This is a genomic window from Botrimarina sp., from assembly GCF_040219535.1.
Classification (GTDB): Bacteria; Planctomycetota; Planctomycetia; order Pirellulales; family Lacipirellulaceae; genus Botrimarina.
On sequence record NZ_JAVJSH010000012.1, the window covers coordinates 1 to 23,247 of the forward strand.

Below are 23,247 nucleotides of genomic sequence, written 5' to 3' on the forward strand. Positions count from 1 at the left end.
GGCCGCCAAGCGATGGCGGGCGCTCAACGGCTCCGAACTCCTACCGGACGTGCTCCGAGGGACCCCCTTCCAAGACGGCCTCCCGCTCCAAGAAGCCGCCGCCTGATTCAACCGCCGTACACAACTCTTGACGATATCTCACAAACAGACACGCCGCGCGCGACCCACCGAGAGTAACGAAACGGGTAACGAAACCGACGCTAAGCCGAGGCCACGCCGCGGCTTAGCGTTTCGTTACAGTGTGCGGAAATGGGAAAGGCGAAGGTGGAAAGCGGAAAGGCTCGCAGGCGTTGAGCCTGATCGGCACTCCGCATTCCCCTTTCCCTTTTTCGCAGGCCCTATTCTCGCCTAACAGGCGGCGCCGATCGACCGCTTTGGCCGCTGCCCGAGGGCTGTCCCCCAGACCCTGGCCGAGGCCCTAGCCCTTGCGGGCTTTGCGAACTTCGAGCTCGCGCTTGGCCGGCCGGCAAGCGATCATCAACCCGAGCACCAGGCTCAGCAGGATCACGGCCCAAGACCAGTTGTACTGGCGCGCGGCCTCCTCATCGGCGGCCTGGGCGAGCGGCAAGAAGGTGAAGAGCAGCGTGGCGAGCATGGTCGGGGTCTTCCAGGTGGGACGGCCGTCCCCCCTAGCGTAACCACCGCCCGCCACGCGGTCCAAAGCCCCGGCGGTCGGCCGTGGGAAAACGCCCGCCGCCGCCGACACGACACGCGCCGCCTCAGACTCCCTCGGCTCGGGCTCGCCAAGATGGTCCGCCCCACCCGACTCCGCCGTCGCATCGGTCCCAGCCGAGAGTGAGGACCGACGCGACGGCGATGGCGTCGGGGCGGCCCCCCCGCTCGTTGTTGTCCGAGGTGAGGTCCGAATCCGCACTTGTCCGAGGCTACTGACGGAAAACCCGGAGGGACCGCGTAGCCCTTCAGGCGGGCGCCGGGCCCAGCAGCGCCGCCTCGCCCGCCAGCGCGGCGGCGACCGGCGTGGCCAGGCGGCGGAACTCGGGGGCGGGCACGGTCACCGTCCGCCAGCGGCGCGACAGCCGCCGCGCCGCTGACGCTGCCCCTTCAGTCGGCTGCCACCTCAGAGTGCGCCCTGTGTCGATCAACCACGGCGGCGCTTAGCGGCGCCCGCCAACGCCGCGTGGTGGTTCCTACCAAAGGCGGCGTCGCCCGCCGCGCGGGCGCCGTCCAAGGGGGCCGCGCCGCGCGCATGGCGGTGGTGAGCGGCCGACCAACTCTCGAACGGCTGGTTGTCGACCGTGTCGCGACCGCCGGCGGTTCGGCGCCCGCGGCGATGCGTTTCCGACAACGCCCCGCGTAGCCCTTGGGGCCGATCGGCCACGCGGCGGCTGCGGATGGTATCGGGTTTGCGGCGCTCCGCGTTCCCCGTCACTTGCTAGAGAGCCCGCGGCGGAGCGGGCGGCAGGTGCACCGGATACCTCTTGAAGGAAGCGAAAGCATGTCGGTGTTTCGACTCTTGTTGCTGGGGCTCGCCGCCCTAGCCGTTGGCCTCACCGCGCCGGTCGCGGTCGCCCAGTACGACGACGACTACGAATACGACTACGGCTCGGAGTACGACGACTACGAGCCCGATGGCGACGAGTGGTACGACGACGACTACTACGCAGACGACTACTACGACGACGACTATTACGACGACGACTATTACGACGACGGGTACTACGAAGACGACTACTACGAGGACGACCTCGACTACGGCTACTACTACGAAGACGAGTGGTTCACCTACGAGCCCGAGTACGGCTATCACTACGACGACGAGTACTACGGCACCTACTACCAGGACGACGACTGGTGGTTGTGGTGAGCGCCGACGGCGTGAACGAGCGTCCGATGGCGCTCGCGCTAGCAACCTCACCTGGCTCGGCTCCCGCCCCGCGGCGACGCGCCGGCCGGGCCTTCTCAACCGAACAACCGTACCGAGGACTCCCTACAATGACGCTCTCAAGAAAGACGATCGCCCTGTGTTGCTGCTTGTCGGCGTGCCTCGCCGCTTCGGAGCTGCTGGCCCAGTCCAACGGCGCCCGCGGCGACTCGCGCAACCGCGGCGACCAGAACCAGATGAGACAACGCGACCAGCGTGACCAAGGCTCGCGGCGTGACCAGCGCCGCGGCGACAGGCGCGGCTCGCAGAGCGACCGGCGCGCCGAGCCGGTCGGCTGGGTCGGCGTGGCTTACGACTACGACAACGACGGCCGCTACGAGGGGGTCGACTACATCTACTACTACGACCTCCAGCGTGCCCGCCAGAGCAGCCAGCGCCGCGGCAGCGACCAGGCCGGCCGCCAGTCGATGGACCGCTCGGGAGACCAGCGCGACCGCCGGCGTGACCAAGGCTCGCAGGGCGACCGCGACCGCCGCCAGGCGCGGGTCTCCGGCGAGGTGACCAAAATGGGGACCACGAGCGTCGTGATGGGCGGACGCGAGTCGAGCGACCGAGAGATGAAGTACGTCCACATCAAGACCGACTCGGGCAAGTCGGTCCGCGCGTACGTCGGCTCGCCCGACAAGGCGCGGCGGCTCGACCTGCGAGAAGGCGACAAGGTGACCGTCGAGGGCGTGAAGGCCCGCATCAACGACAAGAAGGTCTTGCTCGCGCACAAGGTGAAGGCCAACGGCGAGTCGATCACCAACAAGATGCCCCGCCCCGAGCGTTGGACCCGCAAGCGCGGCGAGGTCCGCGACGTGCGCACCGCGGGGGGCGACGACCGCGGCGAGCGTCACCTGGTCGTCGAGCTCAAGGGCGACGACGGGACCTGCACGGTCGACCTCGGCCCGGAGGACGCGCTCGGCGGGCTCGACTTGCAGCGCGGCGACCGCGTCGCGGTGCTCGCCCGCGAAGGGAAGATCGGCGGGCAGAAGATGTACATCGCCCAGAAGGTCCGCGCGAACGACCGCACGATCGACGTGCGGGACGAGACCAGCAGGTCGCTCTCGCAGAGCGACAACGCGCGCCGCAACCGGCAGAGGTAAGCCGCACGCGGCAAGCGACGCGAACTTTAGCGGGCGGCCGGTTTCCTTTCGCGGAGGCCGGCCGCTCTCTTTTTGGTTACCGCCGAAAGGGCCTGCTCGTGTAGTCCGTCGCGCCGGGCGAGCCGCGGCCCACCGGTCAGTCGGCTAGCGAGCCGACGAGCGCCGCCTCGCCCGCCAGCGCGGCGGCGACCGGCGTGGCCAGGCGGCGGAACTCGGGGGCGGGCACGGTCACCGTCCGCCAGCGGCGCGACAGCCGCCGGGCCGCGCGGCGGTAATCCCCCGCGCGGACCGCCACGAACGCGTACGGCCGCCCGCGCCAGTAGTAGACCTCCTCGGGCGGGGTCGGCGCGCGGTCGGCGACCAGTTCGTACGCGAACACCAGCACCGACTCGAAGCCGAAGCCGAACCGCCGCTCCCACTCCACCAGGCTGTCGAGCTCCTCCTCGCTGGTCCAGTTCCGCCAGTAACGCGGGCGCCGCTGGCCCGACGGGAAGCGGCGCCCCTTCACGTCGACCAGCCACCGCGGCGCGTGCGGGTCGGCCGGCGACACGATGTAGTCGACGCTCTTGAGCGTGCCGGCCGGCTCGACCGCTCGGCGGCGCTCGTCGACCGCCACGTAAGCCAAGCGCCGCGAGCGGAGGTACGCCTCGAAGGCGGCCTCGTAGTGGTTGTGGAGCTTGGCCATGGGGGTGGGAGGGAAGCGGGGTGAGGGGTGAGGGGTGAGGGGTGAGGGGATTCTAGAGTCCAACCGGTCCTTCTGGGTTCTCCGTGGACCTCGGACAAGTGCGGGTTCGGACCTCAACGCGGACAACAACGAGCGGGGGGGTCGCCCCGACGCCATCGCCCTCGCGTCGACCGCGGCCCAGGGGTGACGGCCGACGCGAGGGCGACGACGACGGGGCTCAAGCGAGACCTATCGGAATCACCCCTCAGAACACAGGTTCGTGAGCCCCTCTTGTCGAGCCCGAGCCGAGGGAATTCCACCCACACGGGGAAGGATTCATTCTACCTGGGTCGGGATGGCTGGGTGGGGGGCAGCTTTTCCAGCGGGGTGACAAGGGGGTGGCGGTGGTGGGGCTGTCGGCCCGATCGCTTGCAGCACCAACCGGCCGCCAAGTCCGCGGCGCAAACCGCCGTCGGCGGAAGTCGACAGACTCTTGGCTCACACAGCGGCTGGGCTCCCGAGACAGCGGCGCCACGGTCCGTCGGCTTCCGCCGACGGCTGTTTCCCCTCGCTGAGCGGCTCGGCGCCACCTCAAGCCGATAGCCGACAGCCGACAGCCGAAAGCCGACGCGTTCGCACTCGGTCGCCGCGGCGGCTAGACTCGGCGCCTTTCCACCACCGAAACTCCGCCAAAACGACCCCCATCGCCACGGACCGCCCCTTGCCCGCCGCCGAGCCGAGCCCCTTGCGTCGCGCGCTCGCGATGGCGAGCTTGATCGTGGCGGGCGAGGCGATCTTCATCCCGCCGTTCCACCTGGGGCGGTACTTCAAGTCGAGCCTGCTGGGGACCTTCGGGATCAACGAGCTGGAGCTCGGCGAGGCCCAAGCCGTGTACGGCGCGGCGGCGATGGTCTCTTACGTGATCGGCGGGCCGATCGCCGACCGCTTCGCGCCGCGCACGCTGATCGCCGTGTCGCTGCTGGCGACCGGCGCGGGGAGCGTGTACATGGCGACCGTGCCGGGCCTCGGCGCGCTGAAGCTGCTGTTCGGCTTCTGGGGCGTGTCGACGATCCTCGTGTTCTGGGCCCCGCTGATCCGCGCGACGCGCGAGTGGGGCGGCCAGCCGTCCCAGGGGCGCGCGTTCGGCTTGCTCGACGCGGGCCGCGGGCTGGTGGCCGCGCTCGCGGCGACCGCCGCCGCGCAGGCCGTGGCCCTGTGGCTCGGCAGCGGCAGCGGCAGCGGCACGCTCGCCGACGCCGCGCGCCAACGCCAGGCGGTCGTCGGCCTCAGCTTGTTCTACGCGGCCTGCTGCGCGGGGGCCGCCGTGGCCGTGTGGCTGTTTGTCGGCGGCCGCGCGCGGGAAGCGGTTAAGTCAGATCGGTCGCAGCGGACGCCGATCGCCGACACGCTGTGGGCGCTGCGGCAGCCGGCCGTGTGGCTGCAGGCGCTGGTGGTGGTCGCGGCCTACAGCACGTACAAGGCGTTCAGCTTCTTTGGGCTGTTCGCCGAGGACGTGTGCGGCCTGGAGAGGACCGAGTCGAGCAAGCTGGTCGCGTACCTGAGCTACCTGCGGGTCGGGGCCGCGCTCGCGGCGGGCCTGCTCGCCGACTGGGTGGGGAGCGTCGCGCTGGTGGTGTCGGCCTGCTTCGCGGCGATGATCGCCAGCTTCGTCTACCTGATCGCGGCGGCCGACGGGCCCGGCGCGGTCTATGCGTTGGTGGTCCTCGCGCTGGCGTCGGCCAGCGCGGCGAGCTATGCGCTGCGCGGTGTGTACTTCGCGTTGCTCGAAGAGTCGGGCGTGCCGCGGCGGGTGACCGGCGCGGCGGTCGGCATCGTGTCGGTCGTGGGGTTCACGCCGGACATCTATATGCCGTGGCTGAGCGGCTGGCTGGTCGCGTCGGCGAGGCAGACGGGACACGTCGAGGCCGGCTACCAGCAGCTGTTCGTCGTGCTGGCGGCCAGCGCGGCGGTCGGCCTCGTCGCGGCCCAGGTCCTCCGCCGCCGCGGCCGTCGGCGCGGCTGAGCCAGCCAATCGCGGGGCCCGGCGACCGATAACGGCTTCGGCGTGCGCGAAATCGCGATCCGCGCCGTGTCGGCTCCGGTCGTTCCCCGCTGATTCCACTCTCATGGGCGCCGTGGCGGCGCCCCGACGGGCCGGGTCTCTCCCGCCCGCCGCAACCCAGGCGAACGAGAGGAGTCTTGCGATGCGCACCCATTTGACCCGTTTCCTTGCCCGCTGCGCCCGCGGCGCAGCGGCCGTGCTGGCCACGCTCGCCGCGGCGCTGGGGCCGGGCGACGCGGCGGCCTTCAGCCTGATCGCGCCGGGCGGCCCGGCCGACCTGATCAGCCAGCCGGACAACTACTACGCGTACGACCCGGGCGTGATCACCTGGAAGATGACCGGTGATTTCAAGGCCGAGTTCAACAACGCGACGCTCCAGGACCAGGTCCGGGCGGCGTTCTCCGAGTGGCAGTCGGCCTCGACCGACCCGACCCGCCGCACCGCGAGCCGCTACCAGTGGACCCGCGACAACGGCTACCAGCCGGTGGTCGACCTGAAGAGCGTGATGATCCACGAGATCGGCCACGCGATCGGCCTGCAGCACGCCGACGCGGCTTGGTTCAACGAGCAAGGGAACACCGGCTCGCCGTGGAACCGCAACTACCGGTACATCGGCGGCGTGCTCACGCCGTCCGCGCCGCTCGGCGGGGAGGTCATGAACGAGGGCAACGCGCCGGGCTTCTTGCCCGGCCAGAAGCCGCCCAAGGGGATCCCCGGCGGGGCGTACTGGCGGACGGTGAGCAAGGACGAGGTCGCCGCGCTGGACTACATGTACGGCGCGCCGATCACGTTCGTCGAGGTCGGCGCCGGCGCGGACGCGATGATCACCGTCGACACGTTCACGGGCTCGGGCGGGTCGAACCTCGGCGTGGCGGGGCCGGACACCTCGCAGCAACGCTCGCCGGGCGACGCGTCGGCCGGCCGGCGGATCCTGACCTCGTCGGTCGGCATCAGCGACAACGCGAACATCGACATCGGCGTGATGACCCGCACCTCGAACTGGCACTTCGAGAACATCTCGGGCGTGGACCTCGAGGCCCTCAGCGTGCTCGCCGAGGGGACGAGCCTCCGCAACGCGTTGACGGTGTTCAGCAACGGCGCCAACCGCTTCCAGAACTACCAGCCGTCCAACGCGTTCGGGCTGCACGAGTACGAGACCCGCGGCCACCACTTCCTCAACCCTTCGGGCGGTTCGATCCCCTCGGGGCAAGGGACCAACTTCGGCATGCAGCTCGACGTGTGGGACTGGACGGTCGAGGCCGTCACCGGCCGCTCGACCGACGGCCAGATCGTGCCGATGTCGGTAGTGTCGTTGATGCTCTACAACGGCGGCGGCTTCAAGTCGCCCGACCCGCCGTCGGAGGGGATCGTGCTGCCGGGCGGGCTGGCCGGCGTGGCGGCCGACGAGCACGACCACCACGACGACCACGGGCACGGCCATGGTCACGACGACGGCTTCTCCACCACGCCGGGCGAGTGGGTCTCCGAGGTGCTCGGCTTGCGAGTCGTCGCCAGCGACGCGCCGGGCGTGCTGACCGAGCTGGGCTTCGCGTCGGTCGCGGGGCTGGGCTACACGGGCGACGACCTCTCGCCGGAGAGGCTCCGCGAGCTAGACGACGCCGGCGGCCTGGTCCGCCTGGCGATCGACCCGATCCAGCTCGCCGGCGGCGAGGACCTGCTGGTCGTGCTGGACGGCCTGGTCGACGACCTGCCGATGGACCGCCAAACATCGGGCGACTTCCTGCTGATGAACGACCCGAAGTTCGCCGAGGCGATGGGCGCCGGCGAGGTGCTCGTGTACGGCCGCACCACCGGCGCGGCGGGCGACGTCTGGTCGTTCAGCCTGCTGGGCGAGGCGCCGATCGTCGGCGGCCAGATCCCCGAGCCGGGCGCCGCGGTGCTGGCCGCCATGGCCGCCGCGGCCGCGTGGCGCCGGCGCCGCTGAGCAGCGCGCCCCTTCGACCTGCGGACCGAGCCCGGAGAGCAGGCCTGCTCTCCGGGCTTTTTTGTTCGCTAAGGGCCGCCGGCCGGCGCCGCCGCGCCGTCCGCTTGACCGCAGCCGTCGGCCGGCCCAATCGCCGTGTCGACGCAGCAGCCTGTTCAGCCGATACGCGCGGCGGCCCGATCGGCTAGAATCCCCGGGTAGCCTTTCTGCTTGACCGAGGAACCGCACGCCATGGCCCACACTCCGCTGCTGACCGCCGAAATGCCGCTGCCGCTCGCCCAAGCCCGCGAACTGGGCGGCGCGGTGGCCGTGGTGCTGATCCTCGCCGCGGTCGTGCTGGGGATCGTCTTCGTGCTCAACTACGGCCGAATCTGGCTCCAGGCGTACATCAGCAACGTGCCGATGAACCCCATCGGCTTGCCCCTGATGAGCCTCCGGCAGGTGCAGCCCAAGGTGATCGTCGACGCGCGGATCCAGGCCATGCAGGCGGGCGTGGGCCAAGACCCCACGACCGGCATCACCACCCGCCGGCTGGAGGCCCACTACCTGGCGGGCGGCAACGTGGCGCGGGTGATCAACGCGATCATCGCCGCGCACCGCGCGGACATCGACCTGGACTTCGACCGGGCCGCCGCGATCGACCTGGCCGGGCGCGACGTGCTCGACGCGGTCAAGACGAGCGTCTACCCGAAGGTGATCGACTGCCCCGACCCGGACAAATCGCCCCGCAGCACGCTCAGCGCGGTCGCCAAGAACGGCGTCGAGCTGAAGGTCCGGGCCCGGGTCACGGTGCGGACCAACCTCAAGCAACTGATCGGCGGCGCCACCGAGGACACGATCATCGCCCGCGTCGGCGAGGGGATCATCACGGCGATCGGCTCGGCCAAGGACCACCTCGAGGTGATGGAGAACCCGGACCGCATTAGCAAGGCGGTGCTCGAGCGGGGGCTCGACGCGCACACGGCGTTCGAGATCGTGTCGATCGACATCGCCGACATCGACATCGGCGAGAACATCGGCGCCCGCCTACAAGCCGACCAGGCCGAGGCCGACACACGCAAGGCCCAGGCGATGGCCGAGAAACGCCGCGCCGACGCGATCGCCCGCGAGCAAGAGATGAAGGCCCAGGTGGCCGCCAAACGGGGCGAGGTGGTCGCCGCCGAAGCGGAAGTCCCCCGCGCGATGGCCGAAGCCTTCCGCAAGGGGACGCTGCAGACGCTCAACGGCGGCCCCAACGGCGCGGTGTGAATACGCGCTGCCGGCTATCGGCCGTCGGCTGTCGGCCCGAAGCGCGGCCGCGCCGCTGAGCGAGTAGAAACAGCCGTCGGCCGGATGGGGACCCAATGCGGTCCCGCAACGGGAAAGGCTGACCGCCGACAGCTGGTAGCCGACAGCCAACGCGTAGCCGAAAGCCGCCGAACGCGCCTATACTTCTGCCGTGAGCACCGAGGCTCCCCCAGCCCCGGTCGCGGGCGCCGCCAGCGTGTTGGCGGGTCTGGCCGACCGACTGACAGCCGACGAGGACTTCGCCCGGGTCGCCGCCAGCCTCGAAGCGGGCCACGGCGGCACGCTCGGCGGGGTCTGGGGGTCGTCGCGCGCGCTGGCGGCGGCCGCGCTCGCGAAGCGCGCGGCGGGCCCGGTCGTCGTGGTGCTGCCCCACGTGAGCGACGTCGACCCCCTCGCCACGGACCTCGAGAGCTTCCTCGACCCGTCGACCCGCTTCACCCTCTTCCCCGCCTGGGAGAGCGCCACGGCCGAGCGGCGCGTGGCCGACCGCGCGTTCGGCGCGCGGCTCCGCACGCTCAAGGCCCTCGCCGGCCCGCCCGACGAAGCGCCCCGGCTGGTGGTCACCTGCATCCAGGCGCTGCTGCAACCGACCCCCGCGCCGGACGCCCTCCTCGAGGCCACGCGGCGTGTGGCGGTGGGCGACACGCTCGACGTCGAGGAGCTGTGCGAGTGGCTCACGGCCCACGGCTGCCACCGCACCAGCGGCGTGGAGCTGCCCGGCGAGGTCGCCGTGCGCGGCGGCATCGTCGATCTGTTCGCCCCCGAGGCCGAGCGGCCCGTGCGGATCGAGCTGCTGGGCGACGAGGTCGAGTCGATCCGCTCGTTCGACCCCGGCACGCAGCGGAGCGTCGACCGCCTCGACGCGACGACCGTCACGATGCTCGACCCCACCCGCCCGGGCCGCGCCCACTTCACCGCGCACCTGGCCGGCGCGGCGGGCGGGGGCGCGTGGTTCGCGCTGGTGGAGCCGGCCGACCTCGAAGAGGAAGGGAAGTTCTTCCACGAGCGGTCGGACGACGCGCGGTCGCTCCACAGCGTGAAGACCACCCTCGGGGAGGTCTTCCGCTTCCCGTCGGTCACGCTGTCGGGCGTGCCGGCCGGTTCGCTCGAGGAGACCGGCCACCTGGCGTTCGAGTCGGTCGAGCGCCTGCACACGGGCGGCGCGGGCGAGCTGACACGCGTGCGCGACGAGCTGGAGGCCGTCGCCCGGGGCCAGCGTGTGGTGATCGTTTGCCCGACCGACGCGGAGATCGAGCGGCTGGGCGAGCTGCTCGGCGACACGTCGCTCGCGGCCGAGGGCCGGCTCGACCTGGTCCGCGGCGCGCTCACCGAGGGCTTCCGCTACGTGGGCGAGCGGACGCTCGTGCTCAGCTCGGGCGAGCTGTTCGGCCGCCGCGACACGCACCGCCAGCGGGGCCGCGCGGTCACGGGCCGCGCGATCGACTCGTTCCTCGAGCTGCGCGAGGGGGACCTGGTGGTCCACGTCGCGCACGGCATCGGCCGCTACCGCGGCATGAAGCTCGTCGAGAAAGAGGGCCGCGCCGAAGAGCACCTCGAGATCGAGTACGACGGCGGCACGCGGGTCTTCGTGCCCTGCTCCAAGATCGAGCTGGTGCAGAAGTACGTCGGCGGCAAGAAGCTCAAGCCGCCGCTGGCGAAGATCGGCGGCGCCGCGTGGCAGCGCCAGAAGAAGGCCGCCGAGAAGGCGGTCCACGACCTGGCCTCCGACATGCTCGAGGTCCAGGCCCGCCGCGACGCGCGGCCCGGCATCCGCTTCCCCGACGACACGGAGTGGCAGCGCGAGTTCGACGCGGCCTTCCCGTACGACCTCACGCCCGACCAACAGATTGCGGTCCAGGCCATCAAGGAGGACATGCAGTCGTCCAAGCCGATGGACCGCCTGCTCTGCGGCGACGTCGGCTTCGGCAAGACCGAGGTCGCGATGCGCGCCGCGTTCAAGGCGATCGACGCGGGCTACCAGGTCGCCGTGCTCGCGCCGACCACGGTGCTCGCCGAGCAGCACCTGCGCACGTTCCGGGAAAGAATGGCCGAGTTCCCCTTCGTCGTCGAGGGGATGAGCCGATTCGTGGCGGCCGGCAAGCAGAAGAAGACCCTCAAGCTGGCCGCCGAGGGGGCGGTCGACGTGCTGATCGGCACGCACCGCCTGGCCTCGAGCGACGTGGAGTTCGCCAACCTGGGCCTCGTGATCATCGACGAGGAGCAACGTTTCGGCGTGGCCGTGAAGGAGCGCCTGAAAGCGCTGCGGTCGATGGTCGACGTGCTGACGATGACCGCCACGCCGATCCCGCGCACGCTGCACATGGCGCTGCTGGGCGTGCGGGGGATCTCGAACCTCGAGACCCCGCCGGCCGACCGCCTGCCCGTCGAGACGCGCGTCACCCGGTTCCAGGAAGAGATGATCCGCCACGCGCTGCTGCGCGAGCTCTCGCGCGACGGGCAGGCGTACTTCGTGCACAACCGCGTGCACGACATCCTCAACGTGGCCGCCCGCCTGCAGCAGATCGTCCCCGAGGCGCGGATCGGCGTCGGCCACGGCCAGATGGCCGACGGCGAGCTCGAAGCGGTGATGACCCGCTTCGTGCGGCACGAGTACGACATCCTGCTGGCGACCACGATCGTCGAATCGGGCCTCGACATCCCCAACGCCAACACGATGATCATCGACGACGCCGACCGCTACGGCCTGTCGGACCTGCACCAGCTACGCGGCCGCGTGGGGCGCAGCGGCCGGCGCTCCTACTGCTACCTGCTGGTCGACGAGAACAAGCGCCTGAGCCCCGACGCGGCCCGCCGGCTGCGTGCGATCGAAGAGTTCAGCCAGCTCGGCGCGGGCTTCGCGCTGTCGATGCGCGACCTGGAGATCCGCGGCGCGGGGAGCCTCTTGGGCACGCAGCAGTCGGGCCACATCGCCACGGTCGGCTACGAGCTCTACTGCTCGCTCCTGGACAACGCGGTGCGGCGCCTGAAGCACCTGCCGCCGCGGCTCTCGGTCGACGTGAACATCGACCTGCCGAGCGAGGCCTTCCTCTCGGCCGGCTACGTGGGCCACCAACGCGACCGCATCGACCTGTACCGCCGCTTGCAACGCGCGGCGACCGAGGCAGAGATCGACGACTTCCGCGCCGAGCTCGTCGACCGCTTCGGCGCGCCGCCGGAGCCCGCCGAGCGGCTGCTGCAGCTAGCACGCCTGCGGGTCGCCGCGCACGGGTGGGGCGTGCAGTCGGTCCGGCGCGAGGGGAAGTACCTGGTCTTCGGGTACACCCAGCGGCCGGCCGTGCGCGCGTTGGTGGAAAGTTCCGGCGGAGCGCTGCGAATCGCCGACGACAGCGAGGCCTATTTGCCGATCCCACCCGAGGCGGACCGCCCGGCGGGGTTGCTTGCGCTAGCGGAATCCCTCTTGCGGCCCCAGCAACCGGCCTCCTAAAGTCCGCCGCCCCCGTTCCCGAGCCCCACGATCCCCGCCAGGCGCAGCAGTTGATGGTCTCGCTGCCGAAGCGACGAACGCCGCATCCCGGGGCGACGCGGCACGCGCGCCGCCCGCTGCGTGTGCTCCTCGCCGCGGCCGTGCTCGCGGCGCCAGCGGCGCCCGCGCGGGCCGCCGAAGCGCCCGCCGCGTCCGAGGCGCGGCCCCTCGCGCCGTGCCAGGTGATCGCGCGGGTCAACAGCGAGGTGATCCTCGCCTGCGACGTCGACTGGCTCGTCGAGCTCACGCTCCAGCAACAACTGGGGCCGGACTTCGAGGCCCGCGTGCCGGCCGACGCGCTGCGCACGATGCGCGAGCAGCGCCAGCAACAGCTCGTCATCCAGCAGATCGAGATGGCGCTGCTGTACGCCGACTTCCGCAGCAACGCGCCGCAGGCGGACCTGACCGCGATCAAGAAGCAGCTCGCCCCGGCCTTCGAGGAGGGCGAGGTCGAGCGGCTGCAGAAGCTGGTCGGCGCGGAGGACCGCGCGGAGCTCGAGGCCCGGCTGCTGGAGCTGGGCACGTCGCTCTCGGAGCGGCGCGACGAATTCTACCGCACGATGATCGCGCGGAGCTGGCTCACGCAGTCGACGCAGGTCAAGACCGAGATCTCCCACGAAGAGATCCTCGGCTACTACCGCGAGCACGAGGCCGAGTACTACAAGCCGGACCGCTGCCGCTGGGAAGAGATGATGGTGCGGTTCGACCGCCACGCGAGCGAGGCCGAGGCCTGGGCCTCGCTGGCCAACCGGCTGAACCCGCTGCTGGAGAAGATCGACGCCACCCCGCCGGGCGAGCCGGCCTTCGCGGAGTTCGCCGCCACCCACTCCGACGGCTTCACCGCCGACTCCGGCGGCGACCACGACTGGACCACCAAGGGCGCGCTGGTCGCCGAAGAGGTCGACCGAGCGCTGTTCGAGCTGCCCGTGGGCCAGCGGAGCAAGATCCTCCGCAGCAACATCGGCCTGCACGTGGTGCGGGTGATCGAGCGGAAGGAAGCCGGGCCGATCCCGTTCTCCGACGTGCAAGCGGCCATCAAGAAGGGCCTCGGCAACGAGCGCTTCGACGCGGCCGTGCAGCAGCGGCTCTCCGACCTAAAAAAGTCCGCCCGCATGTGGACACACTACACGGGCGACTGCGACTACAGCGAGCTGGCGCAGCTCGCCACCGGCGGCGCCGTCCGGCGGTGAGGTAGGCGTGAGGCTTGAGACTTGAGGCTTGAGGGAAGGGCTTCGGGCTTCGGGCTTCGGGCTTCGGGCTTCGGGCTTCGGGAAAGGATTCGCGGACCGCCAATCGGTTCGCGCGGGGCTAAGCGGCAAGCCGCCCCTCTTCCCTCTTCCCTCTTCCCTCTTCCCTCGTCCCTCGTCCCTCGTCCCTCGTCCCTCTTCCCTCGTCCCTCACCCCTCCGCGATCCGCGGGTCGGTCGCTTCCTGCAGGCCCTCGCCGATCAGGTTGTAGGCCAGCACGGTGAGGAAGATCGCGGCGCCGGGGAACACGATCAGCCACCACATCTGCTGGATGCTGCTGCGGCCGGCGGAGAGCAGCGCTCCCCAGCTCGGGTTGGGGGGCGGCGCGCCGAACCCCAGGAAGCTCAGCGCGGACTCGATGAGGATCGCCGCGGCGATGCCGAACGTGACCGGCACGAGCACCGGCGCCAGCGCGTTGCGGAGCACGTGGCGGAACATGATCCGCCAGCGGCCCACGCCGATCGCCCGCGCGGCGGTCACGTAGTCGAGCTCCTTCAGGCGGATAAACTCGGCGCGCGTCAGGCGCGCGATGCCGGTCCAGCTGGTGGCGCCGATGATCGCCATCAGGTGCCAGATGGTCGGCCGCTCGAGCACGGCGATCAGCGCGAGGATCAGCACCAGCGACGGGATGCACATGACGACCTCGATCACGCGGCTGAGGGCCATGTCGACCCAGCCGCCGAAGAAGCCGGCCGTCGCGCCGACCACCACCCCGATCGTGGCCGCCACGCCCATCGACACGAAGCCGACCACCAGCGCGGTGCGCGCGCCGTGGACCATCTGCGCGAACACGTCGACGCCCGCGCGGTTCGTCCCCAACAGGTTGAACCGGCTCGGCGCGCCCTCGTCGCGGGTGGGGTTGGGGGGCTGGCCGGGCCACTCTTCGCGCACGCGGCGGTAGGGGTCCTGGTAGACCAGCGGCCAGACGGCCCAGCTGTCGGGGTCGTTCTCTTGGAGGTTCCCCACGTAGACGTTCCGGAACCGGTCGACGCGGGTGAAGATGACCGGCTCCCACGCGCGGTTGTAGTACGCCAACGCGGGGAAGTAGAGCGATCCCTTGTACCAGCACACGACCGGCTTGGTGCCGACGATCGCCGGCGACAGCAGCGCGACCAGCCCCAGCGCGAGCACGTACCCCAGCGCGATCATCGCCAGGCGCCGCCGGCCGAACCGGCGGCGCACCTCGGCCCAGTAGCCGCGGGGCGGGGACTCGGCGGCGGCTTCGGATTTCGTTTCGTTCGCCATTTCAAGTGCCCACGAATCGATCGGATCTGCGCGAATCGACCGAGTGACAAAGCGCGCGCCGTAGCCCGTCAGCGTGGAGTGCGTGTGGGACTAGCTGCGAGGGTCTCCCTGCGGGAGCGCCCCCGCCACCCCGGCGCTCATTCGTGCCGATTCGATTGATTCGTGGGCTGCTGATCACGAGTAGGCCACCCGCGGGTCGACGACCGCGTACAGCAGGTCGGCCAGCAGTTGGCCGAGCAGGGTGAGCACGCTGAACAGGAGCATCAGGCCCATCAGGGTCGGGTAGTCGCGCTCGGCGATGCTCTCGAAGAACAGCTTGCCCATGCCGGGCCAGCTGAAGATCTGTTCGAGGATGATCGACCCGGAGAGCAGCGTGGGGAGCGTCAGACCGATCATCGTGACCAGCGGGATCAGCGTGTTGCGGAACGCGTGCCGCAGCAGCACCGCCCGCGGCCCCACGCCCTTGGCGCGGGCGGTGCGGATGTAGTCTTGGCGGATGACCTCTTGCAGGTTCGCGCGCACGAAGCGGCTGTAGTACGCGAGGCTGCCGTACGTGTAGCAGGTGACCGGCAGCACGCAGTGCCAGAAGAGGTCGCCGACCTGAGCGAGCGGCGACAGCCGCTCGAAGTTGTCGCTCGTCATGCCGAACAGCGGCAGCTCCAGCGGCGTGCCCTGCAGCTTGATCGCGAACAGCATCTGCAAGAGCAGCGCCGCCACGAAGCTCGGCAGCGAGTACAGCATGTACAGCACGGTCGACAGCGCGCGCTCGTCGGGTTTGTTGGCCCGCGCGCTGGCGTACAGGCCCATCGGGATCGACAGCAGGTAGGTGAGCGTCAGCGACGACACGCTCAGCAGCAGCGTGGGGCCGACCCGCCGCGCGATGATGTCGGCGACCGGCGCGTTGCGCGAGAGCGACGTGCCGAGGTCCCCGGTGAGGGTCTTGCCGAGCCAGCGGAAGTAGGCCACGTACCACGGGTCGTTGAGGCCGAACATCTCGCGCATCCGCTCGATGTCCTCGTTGCTGGTCTGCGCGTCGGGGCCCATCGACTCCAGCGCGACCAGCAGCGGGTCGCCCGGCATCAGCCGGATCAGCCCGTAGACAACGAAGGTGATCAGCAGCAGCGTGCCGAGCCCCAGCAGCAAGCGGCGGATCAGGTAGTCGAGCAAGGAGGTGTCTGTCGGGTTCGGTCAAACTGCCGAGATCGCCGCCGGGCGTTCAGGTGAAAGGCGAAAGCGGGAAGCGGCGCGCGCCCGCTGCTCTTTCTTTCCCCTTTCCCCCTTCGCCTTTCCACTTTCAGTTCGCCGCGGGGACCCAGACCGAGCCGAGGCCCGGGCTGTAGCTGAACGGGCCGCGCGGGCTGAAGCGGTAACCCCGCAGCTCCTTGTTGAAGCCGTAGAAAGCGCTGTACGTGTAGAGGAACAGGTAGGGCTGGTCCTCGAAGATCAAGTTGTGGATCTTGCCGTAGAGCTCGGCCCGCTTGCCGCGGTCGAACTCTCTCTCGGCCTCCTCGAAAAGGCGGTCGACCTCGGGGTTGCTGTACGAGCCGTAGTTGCGGTTCTCGCCGGTCGCGAAGATGTTCTTCGTCGTGTAGGGGTCGGCCCCCGCGCCCCAGCCGCTGAACGCGGCCTCGAAGCTCTTGTCGAACATGCGTTGCTGCATGACGGCGGCCTCCAGCGGCTGCACGTTGCAGCGGATGCCGATGCTCTCGAGGTTCTCTCGGAACAGGTTGCAGATCGCGATGCGGTCCGGCTTGCTGCTGACCATCAGCGAGAACTCCAGCGGCACCACGCGCCCGCCGATCTCCTTGTCGCGCACGCCGTCGTAGTCGGAGTCGCCCCAGCCGGCCTCGTCGAGCAGGTCCTCGGCCGCGTCGAGGTCTTGCGAGTAGAGCTCGGGCGGGTCGTCCGAGAAGGCCCACGACTCGGGGTGGAACGGGCCGTGGCACTGCGGGTACAGCCCGAAGCAGAGGTCGTCGAGCATCTCACGGTAGTTGAGCGCCAGCGCGAGCGCGCGGCGCACGCGGAGGTCCTTGAACAGCGGCGACTGCAGGTTCCACCCGATGTAGAAGAACACGTGCTGGCTGCCGCGGACCTTGGTGTTGTGGCGGTAGAAGTCCTCGCCGTCGGTCTGGGTGATCCACTGCTCGGCGCCCAACTCGGCCTCGTCGATGGCGGCCGACTTCAGCGCGTTCAGACGCGTGTTCGCGTCCTCCAGCACGCGGTGCCTCACGCGCGCGAAGTACGGCTTGTCGCGCACCCGCTCGCCCTTGTGCGTGTACCACGACTCGCGGCGGCGGAGCAGCACCTGCTGGCCGCGGTCGCGCCGCTCGAACTCGTACGGGCCGCCGACGATCGGCTCGCGCTCCAGCTGCGCGTGGTAGTCGCTCTGCACCAGCGTGGGGTCCTCCGGCGCGGAGTCCTCGTACACGTGCTTCGGGACGATCGGGAAGTTCAGGTTCCACACGTTGGTCGCGAGCGACTCCTTGTGGAAGTAGACCACGGTGTGGTCGTCGTAGGCCTTGACCGCCGCGATGCTCTCCATGCCCGACCGCACCGCCGGGATCGGCACGGCCTCGGTCATGATGAGCTTGTAGGAGAACTCCACGTCGTGTGCGGTGATCGGCTCGCCGTCCGACCACGTCAGGTCGTCGCGCATCACGACCTTGTCGACCATGCGGTCGGAGCTCGTCTGCCACGAGCGGACGGTGTCGGCCGACGCGTACGGCGTCATGTTCCAGTCGAACGTGAACAGGCCGAAGCCCACCAGGCCCGCGATGTCTTGCTCGGACATGCTGCTCTGCTGCAGCACGTTGACCTTGTTCAGGTCCATCGGGATCGAGCGGTTCAGCTCCGCGCCGTAATCGACGCCCTCGCCGTCGGCCGGGGCGAGCACCGACAACGCGCTGAGGATCGCCTCGTTGTCCTCATCGGAGTTGTTCCGCATCGACAGAGCCTCCTCGACGCTCACCAACTGCGGCTCGTCTTCTTTCTCTTTGCGCAGCAGCGCCATCGTGTCGACAACCGGGCTCTCGACCCACTCGACGCCGCCGTCGAGCTCCTCGAGCGTGGCGGGCGCGTCGAAGGGCGCCATCAGGTCGCCCAGCTCGAACGGGATGCCGCTGGTCGTGGTTGTGTCGGCCCCGTCGGACGCCGCGCCCGAGCCGGTCTCGTCGGCCGACGGCCGTCCGCAACCGATCGTCGCGATCGTCAGCACGAGGGCCGCGAGCCCAGTCCCCCACGAAAGCCGGTAGCCCCAAGAAAGCCGGTAGCGCTGCGTCACCCGTCCCCCCCCCGCGATGGTGAAATCCGACTCTCCGCGGCGGCGCCGCGGACCAGGCCCGATGTTTGCGGCCTGCGACCCTTGCTCAAGCTGGGCAACCTATCACGGCGTTTCCGCGCGGGTCAACGCGGAGTCGGCGCCCGCGCGGGCCGGGTCGGCTGAGCGGCGGCCGAGCGGCGGCCCCCTCGCCGGTGTGGGCGGGGTCAGTCCGTGTAGAACTCGAACTCGCCGATGAGGACCTGCTCCACACCCAACTCGGGGTTGGTCTGGTCGAGCCGCAACCAGATCCTCCTGCGGAGGCGGTCCAAGTCCGGTTCTTGGAAGTCGTGCTGCTCGCACAGCCGCACCGCGGTTATGATCGCGTCCTGCACGCGTTGACGCCGGGACTCGAGCAGCTTGCTCAGCCGCTCCGCTTGGTCACCGGGCAGGGCCGCGTACGCAGCGAAGGCGACCTTCAGGGTCGTCCCTTCGGCCGGCCGCCACTCTTGCATCCGCACGCGCCCGAGCAGCACGGCCTCGATAGCGGCCGCGTCGGCGTCGGGCGAGGGGCTCGCCGTTTTGGCGCCGGGATCGGGCCCCGTGGCCGCGCCGGCGAGCGACAGGCCGATCGCGAGCGACACGAGCGCGGCGGCCCAGCGGCGGCGGCTGGTTGGCGATCTCATAGCTCTTCCTTCATCACCTGGTTCACCCCCAAGCCACGCACGACCGTGCCGCCGAGCAGCGGCTGGACCGCGTCGAACAGGTGCGCCTTGAGCGTGGCCCACTGGGCTTCGGCGAGGTCGTCGCGGGGCGTTTGGCGGCAGACGGTGATCACCTTGTCTCGGATGCGTCCTTCGTTTCGGGCGGCGAGCCGCTCCACGCGGGTGCGTTGGGCAGGCTCGACCACGGCGAACAGCCGGAACTGGACCTCCATCAGGTTCGCCGGCTCGAAGCGGCCGACGGCGCTCTCCAGGACGACCGGCACCGGCACGGAGAACTCCCCCAGCTCGACCTCGACCAGCTCTTCCCGCGGCGGCGCCCGGCCGATCTTCGCGAACACCGAGTCGGCCGGTTCTTCCTCACAGCCCAGCGCGGCCGCGGCCGCTAGCAAGGCGGCCCGGCGGAGCGTTCGTGCGATCGGTGCGGTGCTCGGTGCGGGCATGCTCTCAAGAACGTACGTCAACGCTCCCGGCCGGGCGGCCCGCCGGCGTGAGGTAGGTTGTACCGTAGCGGCAAACCCGACCGCCCGCCCCCGCCGGTCGCACCGGCTGGGACGGTTGCGCCCCCCCTTCGCTCCGGTAGGCGACCCGTGCCGAGGCCGAAACCAATCTGGCAAAGCGCAGCGGCGGCCGCGGTGCTGGCCGGCGTGGCCGGCTGCTACGACGGCGAGCGCCTGATCGAGCAGGTCCGCGCCCAGGCGGTCCGCACGCGGCTAGAAGAGGCGGCGATCGGCGAGTTCAACGTGACGCTGCCGCGCGACGACGTGGCCGGCGAAACGACCGAGGTGCGGCTGCGCGTGTTCGCCGAGTCGGAGCGCTTCAAGATCGAGGACATCCTCCGCGAGGTCGAAGCGAAGCGCGCGTTGATCGAGGACCAGGCGATCCGCACGCTGCGTGAGGCGAGCCGCGACGAGCTGGCCGAGCCGGGCCTCGACTCGCTGCGCGAGCGTCTGCTGATGGTGCTCAACAGCGTGCTGACCGACAGCCCGCTGGAGTCGGTCGGCTTCTACGAAGTGCGGTTCTTGCGACACTGACCGCGCGCCGCCCAGGCGGCCTGGCGGCGGCCGGCGGTTCAGCCCTGCCGGGGGGGTGCGCCTGGGCCGCGGGCTCCTGGCGAGGGAGGGGGCCTCGGGCCGCCGGGGGGCCCGTCGCGTCGGCGGTCGAACGGGGGGCGGGGGCCGCGGCGGTCCCAGCCCCACGGGGGGCCGAAATCGGGCCCGAAGGTGGTCGCCTCGCCGAGCTCCTCGAGGAAACGGTCTTCGGGCTCGAGCAGCACGCGCTCCAGGGCGCGGTCGTCGAGTTCGGAGAAGGCCGTCGCGAGGTCGCCGCGGGCGGAGTCGCGTAGCAAGCGGGCGATCGTTCGCGCGCGGCTGGCGTCGCTTTCGGCCTCGGACAGTTCCTCTTGCACGCGGGGCGGCAGCGCCCCGGTGAGCTGGGCCTCCCATTCGGCCCACTGCTGCTGGACGCGGCGCCGCATCTCGTCGGCGGCGGGCCGGTCGCCGTCGAGGAAGCGGCGGTCGTCGAAGCCGGCGCTCGCGCCGTAGGCGATCATCATCAACGCGACCTCGGGCCGCCGCTCGAAGAGCCTCTGGGCGCCGCGGCGTTGGGACTCGGCGAGGCCGGCCAGCCGCTTGAACCCGCCGCCCGCGGCGATGCGTTCGATCGCCTCGCGGAATGCACCACGCTCGGCGTCGGTCAGCCGGAGCGCGGCCTCGCGGCGCCAGTCGTCGCCGCGGCGGACGACCTCGGCGAGACGCTCGTCTTCGGCCATCTGCCGCAGCCTCGACTGGTAAGAAGCCGGCAACGCGCCGACCAGCTCGTCGTAGGCCAACGCGGCCTGGCGGAGCGGCTGCGGGTCGGGCGCGGCGGCTAGCTCTTGCGATGTTTCGCGCAGCGTGTCGCGGCGTGTCGGCGTGACGCCGTTCCAGGCGGCGAGCTTGTCGTTGACCTCGGCCAGCGCGGACGGGTCGAGCCCGTCGAGCCACGCGCGGCGATCGGGGAGCGAGGCCGACTCGAGCCGCGCCCATTCGTCGGCCGCCTCGCGCGCCGCGGGCGACGGCGCGGCGGCCTGGGGAGCGGCCTCGCCGAGCCGCCGGAGGAACTCTACCGAGCCGGCTTGCTCTAGCGCGTCGGCGTGCAGCACGGTGGGCAGGTCGGCCAGCATCGCCCGCTGCGGGCCGGTGACCACGCCGAGCGTGATCAAAGCGCCGATAGCGACCCCCACGCCGGCCGCCGCGGCGACCGCCCAGCGGGCCCGGCGCGACGGCCGGTCGCCCCGGTCGGACGCGGTGAAGGCCGCCATCTCGACCGTGGTGCGGGTGAACGCGTCGGACGCACAGTGGCGCGGCAGCGTGTCCAGGGCGTTCCACACCCGGTCGAGCTCGCTGAGCCGCGCGCGGGCTTGCGGGTCGCTCGCCAAGCGGGCCTCCAGCCGCTCGCTCTGCTGAGCGTCGAGCTGCCCGTCGAGGTACGCGACGAGCGTCTCGTCGAGGGGGTCGGCGTCCTCGAGGTCGGTCGCGGATCGGTCTTGTTCGCTCACGGCGCGTCCTCCGCGAACGGCTGGGTCGCGCCGGGCGAGTCGGGCGCGGCGTCGCCGCGCTGGATGTAGGGCGTCAATGCGACGCGCAGGTTCTCCCTCGCGCGGGCGAGCAGCGACTTGACCCCTTTGGCGGACATGCCCATCACTTCGCCGATTTCGGCGTAGTCCATGTGCTGGAACTTGGCGAGCAGCACCGCGGTGCGTTGCCGCTCGCCGAGCCCCTCGATCGCCGCGCGGACCGCCTGCTGCAGCTCGGCCCGGTCGGCGAGGCGCGTCGGCATCGCCGAGCTAGCCGCCGTCGGGTGGGGGCCCGCCACGCCGGTCTGGTCGGGCGCGGCGGCGGCGAGCTGGACCTCTTTCTTCCGCGCCAGGCCACGCTTGGCGTTCAGCGCGAGGTTGTTGGCGATGGTGAACAGCCACGTGGTGAACTTGGCGCCCGGCTCGTACCGGTGGCGGGCTCGGTACACGCGGAGGAAGGCTTCTTGGGCGAGTTCTTCGGCCAGTTCGCGGCGGCCCACCTGGTAGGTGAGGACCGAGACCAGCCGGTCTTGGTGGCGGTCGACGAGCTGGCCGAACGCCTCGGCGTCGTCGTCGCGGACGCGCAGCATCAGCCGCACGTCCGGATCGGACTCGGCGTAGCGGCGGATCATCGAGTCGCTGACGGCCAAGCGGGGGCTCCCTGTCCGTTCAGCCTAACCCCGGGGGCGGCGCCGCGGCGCCGCGAAAAGCTGTGAGGCGTGAGTTGCGAGGCGCGAGGCGCGAGTTCGGCCCGGGCGCCTTCCAGGAACTCGCAACTCGCAACTCGCAACTCGCAACTCGCGCCTCGCAACTCACAACTCACAGCAAGCTGTCTAGCAGCAGCCGGAGCTTGCGGATTTCCGCCGTGTGCTCGAGGCCTTCGATCGGCGTCATGTGGATAGACAACGCGCGTTGGTATTTGACGCGCTGAAGCTGCGTGATCAGCTTGCCGTAATCGACGTCGCCTTGGCCGACGCGGACTTGGAAGTCGTCTTTGGTGCTGTCGCGCAGGTGCACGTGACGCACGAACGGCAGCAGCTTGTCGATCGGCTTGCCGTTGTGGGGGCCGGTTAGGTAGCAGGTCGGGTCGAGCGTGAGGCCGAGGCCCTTCACGTGCTGGCAGAAGACCAGCGGCGTGTCGACGTCTTGCGTCATGCAGTCGATCTCGGTCCTCACCGCGACGACCGCCCCCTCCAGCGCGGCGAGCGCGACGAGCTTCTTGAGCCGCTCGATCTCTTCGTTGAAGGGGGTGCCTAGCGGCGCGGCGGGCACGACCAGCGTGACCACCTTGAGGGCCTTCGCTAGCTTGCAGACGGCCTCGAACTGGCCCAGGTACTGCTCGCCGGCGCCGTCGATCTGCACCGACAGCGCCGCGACGTCCAGCCGCTTGGTGGCGCCGCACCGCTGCACGGCGCCGTCGAGGTCGGCGGCGACCTCCGACGGCTTCATCCACCCGCCGGGCGCCGACTCGTTGAGCGCCAGCTCGACCGACGTGAAGCCCAGGTCGATCAGGCACTCCAGCACCGCGTCGGGGCCCAGGTCGGGGAAGCTCTCCGTGGCGGCCGTGACGAACACGCTCTTCGCTCCTTCCAGCGGGGAAAAGCCGGCGGTCCAAACGACACGCCGGCCGTGGCGGTCAGCCCGGCCAACGTACTAGGCCGGCAAGCCCCGCGGCAAGGGCTCCCGCAGCGGCGGCCGCTGGTGGTGCAATCCTGTCGGACGCGTAGACTGGGGAGATCGCGCGGCGAGCCGCCGCGCGCGGCCCTCCGAACACCCGAGTCGACCCC

The 23,247-nt window shown here is 70.7% G+C and carries 18 protein-coding genes; 8 read left to right on the plus strand and 10 right to left on the minus strand.

Going from position 1 to position 23,247, the window contains the following annotated elements; genetic code table 11:
* Window positions 1-418 precede the first annotated feature (418 nt).
* Window positions 419-595 carry a hypothetical protein gene (locus RIC11_RS04070; protein WP_350208637.1) on the minus strand — a complete coding sequence of 59 codons (177 nt, stop codon included), beginning with the start codon at window positions 593-595 and terminating at the stop codon, window positions 419-421.
* Window positions 596-1,456: 861 nt separating this feature from the next.
* Between RIC11_RS04070 and RIC11_RS04075 the strand changes: the two genes are divergently transcribed.
* Together RIC11_RS04075 and RIC11_RS04080 are read left to right on the plus strand one after the other, a co-directional pair.
* On the plus strand, window positions 1,457-1,825 hold the full coding sequence (locus RIC11_RS04075) for a hypothetical protein (protein WP_350208639.1): 369 nt from the start codon (window positions 1,457-1,459) through the stop codon (window positions 1,823-1,825).
* 128 nt (window positions 1,826-1,953) lie between these two features.
* Complete coding sequence (locus RIC11_RS04080) at window positions 1,954-2,991, plus strand: hypothetical protein (protein WP_350208641.1); 1,038 nt, start codon at window positions 1,954-1,956, stop codon at window positions 2,989-2,991.
* A 136-nt stretch (window positions 2,992-3,127) separates the two neighbouring features.
* Here the strand turns inward: RIC11_RS04080 and RIC11_RS04085 are convergent, their stop codons facing one another.
* Complete coding sequence (locus RIC11_RS04085; protein ID WP_350208643.1) at window positions 3,128-3,676, minus strand: HYExAFE family protein; 549 nt, start codon at window positions 3,674-3,676, stop codon at window positions 3,128-3,130.
* A gap of 724 nt (window positions 3,677-4,400) precedes the next feature.
* On the opposite strand from RIC11_RS04085, the gene RIC11_RS04090 reads away from it, so the two are divergent.
* From RIC11_RS04090 to RIC11_RS04110, 5 genes are all read left to right on the plus strand, one after another.
* The gene (locus tag RIC11_RS04090) at window positions 4,401-5,678 is read left to right on the plus strand and encodes an MFS transporter (protein ID WP_350208645.1); all 1,278 of its coding nucleotides are present in this window, start codon (window positions 4,401-4,403) and stop codon (window positions 5,676-5,678) included.
* Window positions 5,679-5,859: 181 nt separating this feature from the next.
* Window positions 5,860-7,662: a matrixin family metalloprotease gene (locus RIC11_RS04095; RefSeq protein WP_350208647.1), complete on the plus strand. Its 1,803-nt coding sequence runs from the start codon at window positions 5,860-5,862 to the stop codon at window positions 7,660-7,662.
* 231 nt (window positions 7,663-7,893) lie between these two features.
* Window positions 7,894-8,910, plus strand: coding sequence for a flotillin-like protein FloA (gene floA / locus RIC11_RS04100; protein WP_350208649.1), 1,017 nt, complete (start codon window positions 7,894-7,896; stop codon window positions 8,908-8,910).
* Between the two features lie 190 nt (window positions 8,911-9,100).
* A complete protein-coding gene (gene mfd, locus RIC11_RS04105) occupies window positions 9,101-12,394 on the plus strand; it encodes a transcription-repair coupling factor (protein ID WP_350208651.1) in 3,294 nt (1,097 codons plus the stop codon).
* Between the two features lie 53 nt (window positions 12,395-12,447).
* Window positions 12,448-13,623: a peptidylprolyl isomerase gene (locus RIC11_RS04110; protein WP_350208653.1), complete on the plus strand. Its 1,176-nt coding sequence runs from the start codon at window positions 12,448-12,450 to the stop codon at window positions 13,621-13,623.
* Between the two features lie 207 nt (window positions 13,624-13,830).
* Here RIC11_RS04110 and RIC11_RS04115 read toward each other — a convergent pair whose 3' ends face one another.
* From RIC11_RS04115 to RIC11_RS04135, 5 genes are all read right to left on the minus strand, one after another.
* On the minus strand, window positions 13,831-14,925 hold the full coding sequence (locus RIC11_RS04115) for an ABC transporter permease (protein WP_350208655.1): 1,095 nt from the start codon (window positions 14,923-14,925) through the stop codon (window positions 13,831-13,833).
* 174 nt (window positions 14,926-15,099) lie between these two features.
* Window positions 15,100-16,092 carry an ABC transporter permease gene (locus tag RIC11_RS04120; RefSeq protein ID WP_350208657.1) on the minus strand — a complete coding sequence of 331 codons (993 nt, stop codon included), beginning with the start codon at window positions 16,090-16,092 and terminating at the stop codon, window positions 15,100-15,102.
* A gap of 127 nt (window positions 16,093-16,219) precedes the next feature.
* On the minus strand, window positions 16,220-18,139 hold the full coding sequence (locus RIC11_RS04125; RefSeq protein WP_350208659.1) for an ABC transporter substrate-binding protein: 1,920 nt from the start codon (window positions 18,137-18,139) through the stop codon (window positions 16,220-16,222).
* A gap of 269 nt (window positions 18,140-18,408) precedes the next feature.
* The gene (locus tag RIC11_RS04130; protein WP_350208661.1) at window positions 18,409-18,867 is read right to left on the minus strand and encodes a hypothetical protein; all 459 of its coding nucleotides are present in this window, start codon (window positions 18,865-18,867) and stop codon (window positions 18,409-18,411) included.
* A complete protein-coding gene (locus RIC11_RS04135; protein WP_350208663.1) occupies window positions 18,864-19,346 on the minus strand; it encodes a hypothetical protein in 483 nt (160 codons plus the stop codon). The genes RIC11_RS04130 and RIC11_RS04135 overlap by 4 nt, the downstream gene beginning before the upstream one ends.
* A 147-nt stretch (window positions 19,347-19,493) precedes the next feature.
* On the opposite strand from RIC11_RS04135, the gene RIC11_RS04140 reads away from it, so the two are divergent.
* A complete protein-coding gene (locus RIC11_RS04140) occupies window positions 19,494-19,937 on the plus strand; it encodes a flagellar basal body-associated FliL family protein (RefSeq protein WP_350208664.1) in 444 nt (147 codons plus the stop codon).
* 38 nt (window positions 19,938-19,975) lie between these two features.
* On the opposite strand, the gene RIC11_RS04145 is transcribed toward RIC11_RS04140, so the two are convergent.
* The 3 genes from RIC11_RS04145 to RIC11_RS04155 form a co-directional block, all read right to left on the minus strand.
* On the minus strand, window positions 19,976-21,442 hold the full coding sequence (locus RIC11_RS04145; RefSeq protein ID WP_350208666.1) for an anti-sigma factor family protein: 1,467 nt from the start codon (window positions 21,440-21,442) through the stop codon (window positions 19,976-19,978).
* Window positions 21,439-22,110 (minus strand): RNA polymerase sigma factor, encoded by a 672-nt coding sequence (locus RIC11_RS04150; RefSeq protein WP_350208668.1) that lies wholly within the window; start codon window positions 22,108-22,110, stop codon window positions 21,439-21,441. The genes RIC11_RS04145 and RIC11_RS04150 overlap by 4 nt, the downstream gene beginning before the upstream one ends.
* 169 nt (window positions 22,111-22,279) lie before the next feature.
* Complete coding sequence (locus tag RIC11_RS04155; protein WP_350208670.1) at window positions 22,280-23,035, minus strand: sugar phosphate isomerase/epimerase family protein; 756 nt, start codon at window positions 23,033-23,035, stop codon at window positions 22,280-22,282.
* Between the last annotated feature and the right edge of the window lie 212 nt (window positions 23,036-23,247).

Excerpts from the sequence above, each read along its gene's own strand:
- RIC11_RS04075 (WP_350208639.1), top strand. The coding sequence starts at position 1,457 with ATGTCGGTGTTTCGACTCTTGTTGCTGGGGCTCGCCGCCCTAGCCGTT.
- RIC11_RS04095 (WP_350208647.1), top strand. The coding sequence starts at position 5,860 with ATGCGCACCCATTTGACCCGTTTCCTTGCCCGCTGCGCCCGCGGCGCA.
- RIC11_RS04085 (WP_350208643.1), bottom strand. The coding sequence starts at position 3,676 with ATGGCCAAGCTCCACAACCACTACGAGGCCGCCTTCGAGGCGTACCTC.
- RIC11_RS04115 (WP_350208655.1), bottom strand. The coding sequence starts at position 14,925 with ATGGCGAACGAAACGAAATCCGAAGCCGCCGCCGAGTCCCCGCCCCGC.
- RIC11_RS04130 (WP_350208661.1), bottom strand. The coding sequence starts at position 18,867 with ATGAGATCGCCAACCAGCCGCCGCCGCTGGGCCGCCGCGCTCGTGTCG.
- RIC11_RS04110 (WP_350208653.1), top strand. The coding sequence starts at position 12,448 with ATGGTCTCGCTGCCGAAGCGACGAACGCCGCATCCCGGGGCGACGCGG.
- RIC11_RS04080 (WP_350208641.1), top strand. The coding sequence starts at position 1,954 with ATGACGCTCTCAAGAAAGACGATCGCCCTGTGTTGCTGCTTGTCGGCG.
- RIC11_RS04135 (WP_350208663.1), bottom strand. The coding sequence starts at position 19,346 with ATGCCCGCACCGAGCACCGCACCGATCGCACGAACGCTCCGCCGGGCC.
- floA (WP_350208649.1), top strand. The coding sequence starts at position 7,894 with ATGGCCCACACTCCGCTGCTGACCGCCGAAATGCCGCTGCCGCTCGCC.
- RIC11_RS04070 (WP_350208637.1), bottom strand. The coding sequence starts at position 595 with ATGCTCGCCACGCTGCTCTTCACCTTCTTGCCGCTCGCCCAGGCCGCC.